This window comes from Pseudoalteromonas sp. SWN166, assembly GCF_015864485.1.
Lineage (GTDB): Bacteria > Pseudomonadota > Gammaproteobacteria > Enterobacterales > Alteromonadaceae > Pseudoalteromonas.
In genome coordinates, this window is the sequence record NZ_JADYXB010000005.1 from 123518 (window position 1) to 136664 (window position 13147).

12 protein-coding genes are annotated in these 13147 nt (G+C 39.8%); 4 read left to right on the top strand and 8 right to left on the bottom strand.

Going from position 1 to position 13147, the window contains the following annotated elements:
• Nucleotides 1-32: 32 nt before the first annotated feature.
• Nucleotides 33-1538: a BCCT family transporter gene (locus I6F49_RS04775; protein ID WP_331461442.1), complete on the bottom strand. Its 1506-nt coding sequence runs from the start codon at nucleotides 1536-1538 to the stop codon at nucleotides 33-35.
• 221 nt (nucleotides 1539-1759) lie between these two features.
• Between I6F49_RS04775 and I6F49_RS04780 the strand changes: the two genes are divergently transcribed.
• Nucleotides 1760-2176 (top strand): MgtC/SapB family protein, encoded by a 417-nt coding sequence (locus tag I6F49_RS04780; RefSeq protein ID WP_197178776.1) that lies wholly within the window; start codon nucleotides 1760-1762, stop codon nucleotides 2174-2176.
• Between the two features lie 106 nt (nucleotides 2177-2282).
• A complete protein-coding gene (locus I6F49_RS04785) occupies nucleotides 2283-3467 on the top strand; it encodes a DUF1624 domain-containing protein (RefSeq protein WP_197178778.1) in 1185 nt (394 codons plus the stop codon).
• Between the two features lie 77 nt (nucleotides 3468-3544).
• Here the strand turns inward: I6F49_RS04785 and I6F49_RS04790 are convergent, their stop codons facing one another.
• On the bottom strand, nucleotides 3545-5452 hold the full coding sequence (locus I6F49_RS04790; RefSeq protein WP_197178780.1) for a beta-ketoacyl synthase: 1908 nt from the start codon (nucleotides 5450-5452) through the stop codon (nucleotides 3545-3547).
• Between the two features lie 126 nt (nucleotides 5453-5578).
• On the opposite strand from I6F49_RS04790, the gene I6F49_RS04795 reads away from it, so the two are divergent.
• A complete protein-coding gene (locus I6F49_RS04795) occupies nucleotides 5579-6589 on the top strand; it encodes a GlxA family transcriptional regulator (protein ID WP_197139550.1) in 1011 nt (336 codons plus the stop codon).
• Nucleotides 6590-6651: 62 nt separating this feature from the next.
• Here I6F49_RS04795 and I6F49_RS04800 read toward each other — a convergent pair whose 3' ends face one another.
• The 3 genes from I6F49_RS04800 to I6F49_RS04810 are packed head-to-tail and all read right to left on the bottom strand — an operon-like array spanning nucleotide 6652 to nucleotide 9683.
• Nucleotides 6652-7164 carry an MgtC/SapB family protein gene (locus I6F49_RS04800; protein ID WP_165740703.1) on the bottom strand — a complete coding sequence of 171 codons (513 nt, stop codon included), beginning with the start codon at nucleotides 7162-7164 and terminating at the stop codon, nucleotides 6652-6654.
• Nucleotides 7165-7171: 7 nt separating this feature from the next.
• Nucleotides 7172-8284, bottom strand: a complete 1113-nt coding sequence (locus tag I6F49_RS04805) for a GNAT family N-acetyltransferase/peptidase C39 family protein (RefSeq protein WP_197178782.1) — start codon at nucleotides 8282-8284, stop codon at nucleotides 7172-7174.
• A gap of 4 nt (nucleotides 8285-8288) precedes the next feature.
• Complete coding sequence (locus I6F49_RS04810; RefSeq protein ID WP_197178784.1) at nucleotides 8289-9683, bottom strand: RimK family protein; 1395 nt, start codon at nucleotides 9681-9683, stop codon at nucleotides 8289-8291.
• A gap of 306 nt (nucleotides 9684-9989) precedes the next feature.
• Between I6F49_RS04810 and I6F49_RS04815 the strand changes: the two genes are divergently transcribed.
• Complete coding sequence (locus I6F49_RS04815) at nucleotides 9990-10331, top strand: zinc ribbon domain-containing protein YjdM (protein WP_197178786.1); 342 nt, start codon at nucleotides 9990-9992, stop codon at nucleotides 10329-10331.
• A gap of 148 nt (nucleotides 10332-10479) precedes the next feature.
• Here the strand turns inward: I6F49_RS04815 and I6F49_RS04820 are convergent, their stop codons facing one another.
• The 3 genes from I6F49_RS04820 to I6F49_RS04830 all read right to left on the bottom strand — a co-directional run bounded on the left by I6F49_RS04820 (nucleotide 10480) and on the right by I6F49_RS04830 (nucleotide 13127).
• The gene (locus I6F49_RS04820) at nucleotides 10480-10983 is read right to left on the bottom strand and encodes an REP-associated tyrosine transposase (protein ID WP_165727428.1); all 504 of its coding nucleotides are present in this window, start codon (nucleotides 10981-10983) and stop codon (nucleotides 10480-10482) included.
• A gap of 270 nt (nucleotides 10984-11253) precedes the next feature.
• Nucleotides 11254-12261 carry a DUF4238 domain-containing protein gene (locus I6F49_RS04825; RefSeq protein WP_197178788.1) on the bottom strand — a complete coding sequence of 336 codons (1008 nt, stop codon included), beginning with the start codon at nucleotides 12259-12261 and terminating at the stop codon, nucleotides 11254-11256.
• A 389-nt stretch (nucleotides 12262-12650) separates the two neighbouring features.
• A complete protein-coding gene (locus tag I6F49_RS04830) occupies nucleotides 12651-13127 on the bottom strand; it encodes a GreA/GreB family elongation factor (RefSeq protein ID WP_197178790.1) in 477 nt (158 codons plus the stop codon).
• Nucleotides 13128-13147: the final 20 nt, after the last annotated feature.

Consider the following 13147-nt stretch of genomic DNA (forward strand, 5'->3'; position numbering starts at 1 on the left):
AAAAATAGCATTGTAAAAATATGTAGGCATGATTACCTGAACTCATTTATAAACTCTTTTGTAAAACCCACCAGCTGAAAAATAAAAATAACTAAAAATGGCAAAGCGCCAATAATCGCAACACTTCTGTTTAACGGTTCGTTATTTTGCACTAACAAAACAAACGCGCATAAACCTAACGCAAACGACCAAGCATATAAGCTCCATGTTTGAGCTTCATTTGCACCACTCAGTTCACGAATTACTAAAACGGCAGAATCCGCTGAAGTTGCTACAAAAATAAGTAACAGTAATAAGCTTGACCAAATTAATAAGCCACCTTGCCACCCTAGCTGCTCAAAAAATACAAATAGCCCTTGTGTATAATCGGCTTTAATAGCCGCTAAAATACCTGCATTATGCGTTTGATCCCACGCAATCGCAGAGCCCGAAAACACACTAAACCAAATAATGGTCACTAAGGTTGGTACAAATACAACACCAACAATATATTGCCAAACTGGGCGCCCTTGGCTTATTTTAGCTAAAAACACACCAACAAACGGGCCCCACGCTAACCACCAAAAATAGTAATTGTATGTCCAGCCATTTGCCCACTCAGGCTTTTTTAGTACGCTTTCAAACTGCCATGTGCCTGTGGTTATAAGTTGAATGTAATCCCATGTGCCTCCCAAAGCTATATCTATAATTGGCTGTATAGGCACAAAAATTAATAGCCATACAATAAGCATAAAAGCTAAAAGTACATTAAATTTACTGAGCGTTTGAACGCCTTTTTTAAGCCCTAATGTTGCCGATACCGTATACAAAATAACGATTAAGCTAATAATGATAAAGCCAGAAAGTAAAACTGACTCTACGCCTAACTTTAGCTCGAGGCCCTTGCGCAGTAGCAAAGTTGAATTTGCAATAGTGCCTACAACACCAAAAAATATCGCCAATATGGCTATTAACTTAATGCTAAACCTTAGCTTTAGTTGCCAGCCTCTATTTATTAAACCTTTTACAGCACTCATTACTGGTGCACTTATGTCACCCGCTTTACCGCTATTGCTAGTAAGCCCACCTAGCACCAAACCAAATACTGCATAAAGTGCCCACGCATGTGCACCCCAGTTAACTAAGGTAAGCGCTAAACCACTTGTTTGAGTATTTGGATATAAGCTTTGTTTTAATGGCGAGCTAACCGTATGTAAAGCAGGCTCTGCAACGCCCCAAAATATTAATCCAGAACCCATACCTGCTGCAAATAACATAGAAAGCCACCCAAACAGGCCAAACTCAACCTTTGCTTGTGCGCCTCCAATTTTACGCTGTCCTAAGGGACTTATCGCAATAGCTAAAACGGCAAAAAGTAACAGGTTAACTAATATAAAAAATGGCGACCCTAAATAACCTAATAACTCACTAATAATAGGCTGTAAGCTTGTAGTTAATAATTGTGGAAATAAAAAAGCAATAACAGATAAACTTAAGCAAAGTACTAAGGCTGTTTTCTCGAGTCTGGTTGGCGTGTTATTTAGAGGCAAAAGGTTCACATAACAGTATTTAAGTTTGCCGAAAAGAATACGTCCCTTTAGTACGCAGATCAAATTTGATCAATCAAATTGTTGTGTAAAAGCGTTAAATAGCTGTGTAAATGTTTCTCTATTAGTTAACTTTTTTGTATTTAAAAACCTTAAGATACTGAATTTAAATTAATTTATAACTGGCCTAATGATTGCTATTTGTTTACAAAGTTTATCAACAGAGAACAGTAATGGAAATTGATTTGCAGTGGAACGAAATCATAGATAATTTAATTCATCTTGGTATCGCTTACATACTTGCCCTACCTATGGCTTACGACAGAGAGCGTAGTAATGATGGCGCAGGGCTTAGAACCTTCCCGCTTGTTGCAGTTGCATCATGCGGGTATGCACTTATTGCTATGTCGGTTTTAGATGGTGCAGAAGCACAATCAAAAATATTGCAAGGGATCATTACCGGTATTGGATTTATCGGCGGTGGCGCCATTTTAAAAAATAACCAATCAACATCCGGCACAGCCACTGCAGCAAGCATATGGAATATGGGCTTAATAGGTATTGCTGTTGCGTACAGCCGTTACGAAATAGCTATATTACTTGCAGTAATTAACTTTATAACGCTCAGGTACGTTAAAAAGTTTAAATAGCTTTTAATGAAGCTAATACACAGTCGAGGAGTGAGCAACCGAACTCGCACACTGATACTATATAACATATAATACACGCAAATTTTATAACGTGCTTTGAATCTAAATGTCGGACTCAGCTTTAACCCCCCGATTACATCATATTGATTTACTTCGGGGTATTATCATTATATTCATGGTTATAGACCATGGCATGTACTATTGCCTAAACTACTCGGTAACCGATCCGATGACCATTCCCGGTACCGATGCACTCACTTTTTTTACGCGTTTTGTATCCCATTTTTGCGCGCCACTTTTTGTATTTTTAGCGGGCCTATCGGCTGCTATAACGGAGCACAAATACGCATCCACTAAAGCATTTTCACAGAGCTTGATTGTTCGCGGCTTAGTGCTAATTTTATTTGAATTTACTATCGTTTCTTGGTCTTGGAGCTTTAACCCATTATACCCAATGCTATACGCACAAGTTATTTGGGCAATCGGCTGGGGGTTTGTAATATTAGGTCTTTTACGTTTACTAGGCATCTATGCCGTTTTTGTAGCAGGCTTATTGTTAGTATTCGGACATAACCTGTTTAATGGTATAAGCTTTGAGCCTAATACATTTGCACACACTGTTTGGTCCATTGCACATCAAAAAAATGTACTGGATCTCCCTTTTGATTTTAAAATTAGAACAACCTACCCAGTTGCCCCTATTATTGGCTTAATGGCATTGGCCTATTGTGCTGGTGTTTATTACAAAGGCCAGCAGTACAGTGCAAAAGTAATTAACTATGCAGCATTAATAGGTGCTAGTTGCCTTGCTTTATACACTTTACTTCGTGGTTTTAATTTGTATGGCGACACTTCAATATTTACTGTCCATAGCAGTACTTTTGATACAGTTATGTCGTTTTTAAATCCAACAAAATACCCACTTTCGTTGCAGTTTATGCTGTTAACCGTTGGCATTGGGCTAATAGCCCTTAAGCTTTTAAGCCATGCTAAAACTGACTTTTCACGTAATTTTTTACAAGTGCTAGGTAAAACCAGTATGTTTTCATACCTAATTCACTTGTATTTATTACATGCTATTGCGTGGCTACTTATTCCTGCTTTAGGGTTAAACTTTAGTGATATGACTTACGGCGACACTCTCGTTGGCTTGCCTGAAGGTTATGGCATGAGTTACACGGCAACACTTTTATTTATAGGCGTTGTTATTGGCCTAACAACCCTACTCGCTAAGCGCTATATTGGCTGGAAGCGAAATAACAAGCACAGCTTAATTGCTAAATATATATAGCGTTTATACAAGTTAGCATCAAATAATAGACATTAAAAAAGGCGCTTAAAAAGCGCCTTGCTAACAAGTATATGTGCTTAAAACATATCTTGATAGGAATTTGTTGTACTAAACGTAATTGCTTTTTCAAAGCCTGGCAACTGAATGCTTTGCTCGTCAATTACAATGTCGTTGTCGTCAATGAGTCCGTCGCCAAAGCGGTAAATAAGCTCGTACTGGCCTAAATCGGCTTGCGTTTTATACGTTTGCTGCGCAGCTTTAATTGCTACATTTTTCTGCGCGTAACTAGTCATAACCTCATTGCCATGGCGCTTAGCGAGCATTTGCATTGTCACTTTTGGCGAAAGCGCGACAGCGGTTGCATTGTTACCGCCAAAGCCTTTTGAATTTATAAAAGCTATATCCATTTCACCGCATTCGTAATGGCTATTACGAATATCAAGGTGGTCGGTATAAACATCGTCAGCCACTTTATCAATCGTGGTAATACCCGGCATAATATTGTGACTAAATACACCTAGAGCTATCGCTAATTGATCGCCACTTGCAGGAGCTATAGTATGTCCAACATAAGCTTTTGGCGCTGTCACTTTCCAATTATCAATAGCAAATGTTTGTGCTACTTTGTGATATATCAACGATTCTGTTACGCGGTTTAACGGTGTACTTGAGCCATGCGCTAAAATAAAGCTACGTTCTTGCAAAGCTTCTTTGCCTAAAAGGCTCGTTGCCAAAGCAGCCGATTTAGCCATGGTGATATAGTTACCAGGACCAGGTGACGTAATTGATTTTTTTATGCCATCTGCATTAACAAATACATCAGGTACAGAGCCCATAATGTCAGCGCCTAACTCAAGAGCTAAGGCATCATCCATCAAAATCGCAACTTGTGCACCTTCACCTAATGTAAAGCCACAGTTATCCCCAAACGGACGGCTGCTTTTACGGTAATCAGGTTCTTCATCATTTGATAAGTTATCTAAACGGCGCAAACCTTCAACATTGGCAAGTGCGCTCATGTTACCAAAGCCTTCAATCACTTCTGGTGTAATAGCACACTCAACACTTGCTACAACTGCAACACGCGTACGCCCTGCCTGTATATCGTTAACCGCTGCACGTAAGTTATATAAAAACGTAGCACAGGCTCCTGAGGTCGAAAATGTAGTCCCCACATTGCCAGTAACATACGCGTTAATAAAATCAGTCGACATGGTATTTAAACCCAGAGCTAACTGTTTAGTGCTAACACGGTCGCCTTGTTGGCGCGCTTTTACTAAACCGCCAAGGCCTTTGTCGTCCATTTGGCCAATAACCGATGCTGAATAGGTACCAATTTTATCTGGCTCTACGCTATTCATAATATGCTGCCAATCAAGCCCTGTTGATTTAATCGCATCGGTCGCTGCAAAAATTGTCGCTTGTAGGCCACGTGGCTGATAACGGCTGTTATACATAACAGATGGATCAAAACCAGTTGGAAATTGCCCTGCAGATTTAATTGGGTTATCACGCGTTGAGTTGTGTTTTACATCAATGTCGGCGGCAATAGTTACTTTAACTTTTTTGCCTTCAAGTTCTTCAACCTGCCAACTCGCCGGAACCGGCGTTGGTAAATCGCGAGCGCGCGTTTCAAACACAATAGCGTTTTCGCTTGATGCGCTTAGTGTCATTTTTTGCTGCCACGGTGTGGCATCGGCATCAAAGTGTTCCTTTTCAATTTTACGAATAAGTGTACCAGCAATAATTTGCTCACCAAAGCGTGCTTCTATGTCGCTTTGCTCAACATTATTACCTTGTGTATCTTGTAATTGGCCGTTTACAACGCTTACTAGATTCATCAGTGTGGCGAGGCCTAAAAATGTTTCACTGCGATCTTGAGCGTTTAAACTATCTAACACGATACGGCGATAACCTTGATGAAAAGAAGTACGGCCAGCGGCGTTAATACCACCCATGCCTACTATAACGGGTAATGCAGTCATAATTTACCTTTAAAAAACGTGTTATTAGAAGAACAGCCAGTTTAAATGGATTATGCACTATGCATTGTGCTTTAATAGCCAAATATTCAGCACAAAAGGCCAAAATGTACTGGTCGGAGCATTTATATGACTGACAAACACACTAATCCACCACTAAACATTGCTATAGCGGTTTATCCGCATTTATTAGTGACTAGTTTAACGCTGCCAATTGAGATGTTAAGAGCCGGCGAGGCCTTTGCTAAAGGCCATATTGATAAACATGGCTTTAGACCGCTTGCTATAAATTTAGTGGCTAAAAATGCAGAATCTATAGCTACTCGCGCAGGCCTTGCGATAATTCCTGATTGCATAACAACTAATGCGCCCTATAGTGATTTAATTATAGTGCCTGGTATTTGGCGCAATCCGCGCCCAGTGGTGCGTACAAATCAAGACGTAGTTGACTGGCTAAGCGAGAGCTTTAGCGCAGGCAGCCATATAATTGGTGTAGGCACTGGCAACTGCTTACTAGCTGAGGCTGGCTTACTTGATGGGCACCCTGCTACCACCCATTGGCACTACGCCAATCAATTTAGCCACGACTACCCGTTAGTGCGCCTAAAACCCGACTTTTTTATAACCCAGTCAGAACGCATGTATACCGTAGCAAGCCTTAATGCCCTTGCAGATGTGATCGTACATATTATTAGTCAGTACTATGGAAAAGCCGCCGCTCAACATGTAGAGCGAAACTTTTCGCACGAAATACGTAAACCCTACGAAGATCAACGCTACTTAGAAGGCGCAGTTGACCGCCATCCCGACGAGCTAATTGCGCAAATTCAGTTTTGGCTAAAAACAAATTTAGCCACCGAGTTAAACCTTCAAGAAGTCGCTGCCCAATTTAGCTTGAGCTACCGTACTTTTACACGTCGCTTTAGAGCTGCTACCAATCAAAGCCCTATTGAGTATTGGCAACAATTACGCGTAGAGGGTGCGAAGGAGTTATTAGCATCATCAAATTTATCAATTCAAGAAGTGGCTTTAGAAGTGGGATATAACGACCAAGGTCATTTAACACGCGTGTTTAAAAAAGTATTAAGCCAAACGCCTAGTGGTTATAGAAAAGTAGTTAGACGAAAGTTATTTGGTTAGTCGTCATTTAATAGCACTTGTTCAAAATGTAATTATTTAAATAGCACTAAAAAACGCCACTTTTAGTGGCGTTCTGATTCGTTAAAATCCTTTCGATAGTAGCGCTTTTGATAGTTTTTTACTTTAGTGTGTACGCCTTTACTTAAGCTTTTAAATTTAGCCTCAAGTACGTCTACACCATATAAAATACCCACTACCAGCACCGAAAGTTTTATTGCAGCGCCAAGGTTTTCGGTCGCTATCATAACGCCTATTGATGCAAGCACCCAAATGGTTGCAGCTGATGTAACGCCAACCACCGCACCATCTTTTGCAAGCATAACGCCTGCCCCTAAAAAGCCAATACCTGTAATTATTTGCCCAACTACACGAGAATGATCTATTACATCCCCTTGTAAATTAAACGCAGTGGATAAAAACAAATACGTACCCAAGGTTATTAACGCTGAGGTACGAATACCTACAGGTTTGCCGCGCAATTGGCGCTCTATTCCAATAATGGCACCGCAAAAAGCCGCAGTACCAATAGCCGCCCACGAATACGGGGCTACATCAATTAAATCTAAAAAAGTCACTGTTAACCTATCTTTTATTAGCGATAGCCACCGCCGTTCGTAAACGCTGGCTACCAAATGCTGACATTTTACTAAAATCACTTCGTGCAATAGGCACATATTGGCAATCTATTGCGAGTTGTTTATCGTTACCGGGCTCACAAAACGGATCGTGAACATACACGCAGTGCTCATCAAGGTGTGTAACACACACCCAATGTGGCGATTTTTTACCATCAAAGCTGTATGTACTAATTAATAACAGCACACTAAAGCCTTTACTTAACCACTGCTCAATATGCTCAAGCTCTACATCTTTATGCGTAAGCGGTATGTTTGCTTGCGCTATACCATCTACAAATTGTTGATGCACTGTGGCAAGTACCACTTTTTTGTTCTCGTTACGTACGCCATCTAAAAACAAAGGCTCTGTGGTATTAACCATTACCTCGCTTTTAAAACCCCGCTTGTTAGCGGCAAGTGCCAAACCAAACGGATGGCAACCACCATGACCCGAGGTCATAAAAATAGTGGTACCTTCACGCCAGAGTGCTAACTCATGTGACTGGTTAAGCTCAGTAGTCGGCTCAAGTGCACCCATAGCCATTAATAGCGCAGCAGGTCCGCACGTAAACTCGGTAGTTTGCTGATACCACGGCGTTAAACGCGCCACTTTTAACTCACTCGTTTGTCGAATGTTTTTTTGCATCCGTAGTGCGTCACTGTGGTCGTCGTAATAATCGCTGTATTGGCCAAACACTCTGTAACCTAAACTTTTATAAAGCCCAATTGCACTTTCGTTATTTACTGCTACCTCTAAACGAAGGTAAATACGAGCGCGCTCACTCGTTTCTTTTTCAAGGCTAGTAAGCAGTGCTTTTGCAATGCCCTTACCTTGCATTGTGGGTAGCACAGCAAGCGAATATAAACGCGCTAAACGCGTGCCTTTATGGCACCACACAAGCCCATAACCACATAGTTGCTCGCCATACTCTGCAACAAGTAAAATACCGTGTTTTGCACTTAGCCAGCGCTTTAAACTGCGCGGGCTAAGTTTGTCGTTATTAAAGCAGGCGTTTTCAACGTCAATCAGTGCATTTAAATCACTGCCAAGCGCCTTTCGAATAACAAGCTTGCTCATGTTATTATCCACGGCCTCGTGCTTCTAAGCGTTGTTTAAACTCATCCATAATGATCATGTATAGCTCATCGCCTAAATAGCCGTCTTCTACTTTGTGATCAATACTTGGGTTGTCGTTTACTTCAAGCACGTATGCTTTGCCTTGATGCTCTTTAACATCTACGCCATATAAACCCCTACCCACTGTTTTACATGCTTTTAATGCTGCATCTAACACCGCTTTTGGTAACTCAAATGTTGGCAATGTTTCAAAACCACCTGAGAAAAACCGTTTAGCGTCGTGGTTATAAATTTGCCAATGGTTACGCGCCATTAAATAACGACATGCATAAATAGCACGGCCATTTAACACACCCACTCGCCAATCGTATTCGGTATACATGTACTCTTGCGCGAGCACTAATGCGCTAAATTCAAACAACTCTGTAAGCTTAGCTTCAAGCTCATCACGGTTTGACACTTTATAAACACCTTTTGAGAAAGACCCTTCTGGCATTTTTAAAACAAGCGGATACGTAAACGCATCTTCTAATTGCGCAAGTGTTTCACTTGATTGATCAGCCACTACAACCGTTTTTAAACTTGGCACTTTTTGATAATTAAATGCATCGTGTAAATACACTTTATTACAACAACGTAAAATAGACTCAGCATCGTCAATAACCACTAAACCAAGGTTTTGCGCTTTGCTCGCAAGGCGATATGTTAGATGGTCAATCGCCGTTGTTTGGCGAATAAATAACGCATCAAACTGGGCTATATTGTCAATTTCGTCAAAGCTTAGGGCTTGTGCATTAATCCCATGTTTAGCGGCGGCTTTAATAAAGCGTGCAATGGCGTCTTTATCGCTCGGCGGTACTTTTTCGTTATGATCAACAAGTATTGCCATGTCCCATCTAAAACGACGTTGTACCGAACCAATTCGCCATTGTGTTTTAGTAAAGTTATCTAGCTTGGCAACAAAGTCGCTGTACTGCTGCTCATTTAAAGACGACAACGACCCTTGTTGTAATAAGCCTTGCTCATCAACAAATAAAATAGGTGCTGGGTATTGTTTAAATACCGACTTTGCCGCTTTTGATTGTAAATCGTTTAGTGCATTACCAAAGTAAAGTGTGCCATCTATTTGGCCTACATTTAACATAGGGGCTTGGCCACTACGAAGTGCGTTTATTGTTTTTACACTTGGCAAAACTTGGTGCTTGCGCGCCTCAGCAAGTAACGAGCAATAGTAACCTTTGCTCAAGTATTGGCTTGAGTCGCACAGATTAATAATGCGTGTTTTTGGTTCATTTTGTTTTGGGTAATCACGTAAGTAGGTATTAAACGTAATTACATTTTCGAACGATTGAGCAAGCGTTTGCTCGTTGTTATCAACCACAATTAAGGTTTTAAACACGACTTTTCCTAGTTAAGTCAAAATATAAAAAGCATGCTTAAGTAACATTACTAAGCATTATAAATAGAAACACCCATCGTACTAAGTGGGCATTGCGCGAATCACTTAATACGATGGGTGCTTTAACAGGTACCTACTGTACGAGTTAGCGCTTAAATTGCTTAAGCGACATGTGCTTTATATGCCCTTTTTTTAAAACGCACAAACGAGATATTTTTAGCGTGAAGATGAAAAATATTGATTAACTATATTTTCCATCTAATGCCGATTAAAATATGCAAAACAGTACTTTATAAGAGTTTAAAAATGTCGCTACCTGCTTGCCCAAAATGCCAATGTGAATACGTTTACGAAGACCAACAACTGCTTATTTGCCCCGAGTGCGCTCATGAGTGGAACCCGAATAATACAAACGATGACGACGCTATTTTAGTAAAAGATGCCAACGGCACTGTGTTAAGTGATGGCGACAAAGTGACAGTAGCCAAAGATTTAAAAATTAAAGGCAGCTCGCAAGTAATTAAAATTGGCACCAAAGCGGTAGTTAGAAGAGTGCTTGATAAAAAAGATCACGAACTAGATTGCAAAGTAGAAGGTATTGGCGAAATGATGGTGACAGCAAAGTTTGTGAAAAAGGCTAACTCGTAGGTCGGATAAATGGCGAAGCCATGCCATCCGACGCTTAATAGAAGCCGAAGTTATTTCATTCAACAATAAACTTTTATACAAGGCTAAAGTGTATTATGTTGCTATGCCTTTGTCGGATGGCGCTTCGCTTATCCGACCTACGAATAATTTATATTTTTTCGCCGCACCAATTGTTCGTATAAATCCCTTGTTTTACGGCTCTGTGAAAACTTGAATAAGGCCAATCAACTACTCGACTAACTAAACCATGCTTTAACGGATTAAAATGAACATAGTTAACATGGTGCCAATAATCATTATCATCCCTAATGGTATGCTCCCAAAAACGGCGTTGCCAAATTCCGCGCTCATTTTTACGTTTTCTTGTTTGAGTTAAAAACTCTGTTTTTGGGAGTGATTTTGAAAATCGCTTTTTAATTTCTCGCCAGCGCCCAGAATAATCCGTATCGTTATCTGGTAGGGTTAAAACCGCATGAAGGTGATCGGGTAGCACAACCCATGCATCTATATAAAATGGTCTTTGTGATTTAACAACGCGGATAGACTCTCTTAACAAATCAATATGCTCAACTAACAACGATTTATTACGGTCGAGCAAATTAACAGTAAAAAAATATGACCCTCCTTTTACATAATTCCGACGATATTGCATTGTATGTCCACTATATTATTTGATACCTATTAGATAAATAAAGCGTAAATTTAGGATATATACAACATTGACGTAGGTCGGATAAATGGCGAAGCCATGCCATCCGACAATAGGTTTATGAACAAAGATAGGCGTTTATTGTGTTAGTAATTAGGATGGGTATCACTGTTATTCAGTGCTTAACTGCATTGAAAAGTAAGAGATCACCGCTGTTAAAATTTGCGGTGGAAAGTGAGTTTTAGCGCTTGCTGTCCACCTCAGGGCGTGTTGTTATATTTCAATGCCAGGATGTAACTCTCGTAATTTCTCATCTGTAACACCAAAAACTGAAAAAGGATTAATCCCCATCGAAAACTCAACACCATAAAATGGTTTTAATTCATACTCTCTGTTCTGTGGATATTCAACATTATCAGTAATACTCATTAAATTAATAATGCGATTCATTTGCTCTAATTCCGATATTGCATTATCCGCAGTGGATAACATAAATGGGACTTGAGGGTTTACCCCGAGCAACTGTAGATTCATGTGATTAGTTGCCCAATCGTTATTCCTTTTCGCGACTATTAATGAATTAGAAGTTGATCTTATGATGTCAAAGTTAATTTTAAACGTATCACCTTTTGATAGTTTGTGAAGTTCCTGTTTAGGTGGAGGCATTTCCATACCTTTAGGTATATAAAAACTTTCAATAAATGAACAAGCAACAAAACATTTTTTAGGACTAAGGGGGTAATATATGGTCGTAGTTGGATTATTGAGAAAACCAGTCATATAAACAGGGTTATCAGTTCGTACAAAGTAATCATCCTCTGCGGCTTCAAGAATCACCCAATTTCGATTTGCAATATACTTGTTTTCATCACACCACTGGCAACCAATTATTTTATCTTTATATGATTCGTCACCACCGTTCAATTCTTCTAACTTATCCCTATATTTAAAATAACTTGGAGTCCTTACAGTCTGAGTAATAATAAACTGTCCCCATTTCATTCTTTCATCTGGCGACAAAAACTCATTCAATAACAGCTTTTCATAAAGCAAACTGGCTTGGTTTTCTAATTCAGTATCAAGCCGATCTTCAACAGATTGTGAATATAAATTATATTTAAAACCCCATACCGTTTTGCCTTTATCTTTATGCGCTTCTACAACACATTGTCTATTCTCGCAAAAGTAATAATAACTGTAATGCCAACCTTCCTTTTCGCTTGTCCAGTTTTGATTGGCGAAAGTAGGGCTAAAATGATTCTTATTAGTTGGATTCTTCATAACCCCGCCTGCAAACATAAAACCTTATTGAACAACACTTTTGGGGTTTATAACACCCCAAACGGCTTAAATTACTTAGCCCAATAATTCCACTAAATAACTTCAATGTACACAGATAATTACCCTGGTGATAAAATGGGCTTTGTTGTTTTACACCAAAACGACTTTTCATAATGTTATGAGACAATTTTACCTTTGTCGGATGGCGCTTCGCTTATCCGACCTACATTTAAATATTACATACACACCACGTTACGCCATAAAAGCATTGACGTAGGTTGGATAAATGGCACAGCCATGCCATCCGACAATTAATTTATGAATATAAATAAGCGATTATTACGTTGGCATGGCTTTGCTAGATGGCAGTCCACTTAAAAAACAAAACCTTATAAGATCTCTACCACCACATATTCGTGAACTTTACCTGCAATAGTTAACGTAATTTCATCATCAATCTGTTTATTTAGTAACTGCTTACCCATTGGTGCGCCGGGTGTGACTACAGCAATTGCATGTTGTTTAACATTTACGGTTAAACCACCAGCGGCTGGGCCTAAATAAAACCATTTTTGGGCTGCGTTATCATCTTCTAAACATATCAGCGAACCGACGGCTATTTTGTCGGTTGGTTTTTCGTTAAAGGCAGGCTCAAACAATTCTATGCTTTTATAGCAATCGTTTACGCGCTGGGCTTGGCCTTGTGCTAAATAAGCGGCTTCGAGCCCTAGGGTATCGTATTTATTTTCGGCTATGTTTTCTTCATGTGTGGCGGTGTCGTGCGCGGTTTTTGCCGCCACTTTTGCTGTTGTAAGCTGCGCTTCTAGTGCAAAACGAAGATGTTCAATAACGTGGGTTTTATTCATGGGGATTAATACAATACAGG

Bases quoted from the DNA above. Each gene is read 5' to 3' on its own strand.
- I6F49_RS04825 (WP_197178788.1), bottom strand. From the start codon at position 12,261: ATGAAGAATCCAACTAATAAGAATCATTTTAGCCCTACTTTCGCCAAT.
- I6F49_RS04790 (WP_197178780.1), bottom strand. From the start codon at position 5,452: ATGACTGCATTACCCGTTATAGTAGGCATGGGTGGTATTAACGCCGCT.
- I6F49_RS04815 (WP_197178786.1), top strand. From the start codon at position 9,990: ATGTCGCTACCTGCTTGCCCAAAATGCCAATGTGAATACGTTTACGAA.
- I6F49_RS04780 (WP_197178776.1), top strand. From the start codon at position 1,760: ATGGAAATTGATTTGCAGTGGAACGAAATCATAGATAATTTAATTCAT.
- I6F49_RS04795 (WP_197139550.1), top strand. From the start codon at position 5,579: ATGACTGACAAACACACTAATCCACCACTAAACATTGCTATAGCGGTT.
- I6F49_RS04785 (WP_197178778.1), top strand. From the start codon at position 2,283: ATGTCGGACTCAGCTTTAACCCCCCGATTACATCATATTGATTTACTT.
- I6F49_RS04830 (WP_197178790.1), bottom strand. From the start codon at position 13,127: ATGAATAAAACCCACGTTATTGAACATCTTCGTTTTGCACTAGAAGCG.
- I6F49_RS04820 (WP_165727428.1), bottom strand. From the start codon at position 10,983: ATGCAATATCGTCGGAATTATGTAAAAGGAGGGTCATATTTTTTTACT.
- I6F49_RS04805 (WP_197178782.1), bottom strand. From the start codon at position 8,284: ATGAGCAAGCTTGTTATTCGAAAGGCGCTTGGCAGTGATTTAAATGCA.